At 76.9% G+C, this 1,440-nt stretch carries 1 protein-coding gene; it reads left to right on the top strand.

Translation table 11 applies throughout. The features are described 5' to 3' along the window. The first annotated feature begins 254 nt into the window (after positions 1-254). Positions 255-1,277 (top strand): helix-turn-helix domain-containing protein, encoded by a 1,023-nt coding sequence (locus tag CCN39_RS48915; RefSeq protein ID WP_086854043.1) that lies wholly within the window; start codon positions 255-257, stop codon positions 1,275-1,277. Positions 1,278-1,440: the final 163 nt, after the last annotated feature.

Genomic DNA, 1,440 nt, shown 5'->3' with positions numbered 1-1,440 from the left:
GAGCCTCCACGGTCGGCCGGATCTCGCGCGCGGCCGGGGCGGCCGAGCCTCCACGGTCGGCCGGGCCTCGCCCGCCGCCACCCCCCTCCGCCGGGTGGCGGACAGCGGGCAGCGGGCAGCGGGCAGCGGATCCTCACAACCGGGCCACGGCATGGCGGGGCGGAACCTCGCTGCCAGGCGGCATTGCGGGCCGACCGGCCACGCAGCGCGAGCGATACTCGCCATCGGGTGGCGGGCGCGCCTATCGTGGCGGGATGAAAGGCCTGCTGCTGCGGCTGTCCGGGCTCGATGCCGACGCCGAGAACGCCGTGCGGGTGATCGGGTTCTTCGACCGCCTGATCGCCGGCCGCGCCGGGCTGGATACTCTGGTTCGCAGTACCGCGGACCTGGCCGGTTGTCCCGTCGGCGTGCACGCTGCCGGCCAAGGCCTGTCGCTGCGGGCGGCGCCGGGTGGCGGCGTCGTCACCCCGGCGGCGGCGCCCATGGGAGCGGCCACGCGGACGCTCGAAGGCGGCGTGGTCGTGTGGGTGGCGCGGGCCAGCGCGCCCCTCCCCCTGGACGACATGCTGCTCGAACGGTTCGCCATCGCCGCCGCGATCCTGCTGGAGCACTCCGGGGTGCCGCGGCCCGAACTCGGGGATCCGGCGCTCGTCGAACTGGTGCTGTCCGAGGACACCGGCACGGTCGAACGGTCCCGCGCCCTGCACCTGCTCGGCTTCGGCCCCGCGACCCGGCTGCGCGTGCTCGCGGGCACGGGTGTCGACGCGCTCGCGGGCCGTTCGGCGCGGCTCGGCGGGGTGCGGGCGGTCCTGCTGCCGGGCGAGGTGGCTTCGCTGCCCGACGGTGCCCGCGCGGGCGTCGGCCCGGAGGGGCCGGCCATCGAGGTCGCCCGGTCGTGGAGCGCGGCCCGGACGGCGCTCCGGTTCACCTCGGCGGCCGAACCCGTGGTGTGGTGGGAGCGGCTCGGCGGTCTGGCCGCGCTCGCGGACAAACTGGCGCCGGCGGAACTCGCGGAACTGGCCGACGTCCGGGCACTCGACCACCTCGCGGCCGAACCCCACGGCGCGGACACGTTGGCGGCGCTGGACGCGTTGTGCGCAACGGGCTCGGCCCGCAAGGCAGCCGCGGCGCTGCACCGCCACCACAGCACCATGCCGGCCCGGCTGGCCCGCGCGGAGGCGGTGCTGGGCTTCGAGGTCGACTCCCCGGCCGGCCGGTTCCGCCTCCACCTGGCCCTGGTGCTGCGGCGGCTGCGGGACAACGCCGACCTCGGCTGACTGTCCTGAGTGGACCCGGCGTCGGCCGCACGAGCGGCGGCTCCGCGGCGAAACCGGGGCCGCTACCTGGGCCGCCGGCGCAGGTACCCCGGTGGCCGGCTCGCGCACCCCGCAACGAAACCCGGGCTCAGCCGACTGTTTTCAGTGGCCGGCGTGATCGCCG

The organism is Amycolatopsis kentuckyensis, assembly GCF_002155975.1.
GTDB classification, from domain to species: Bacteria; Actinomycetota; Actinomycetes; order Mycobacteriales; family Pseudonocardiaceae; genus Amycolatopsis; species Amycolatopsis kentuckyensis.
This window is presented reverse-complemented; position numbering and strand designations above follow the sequence as displayed.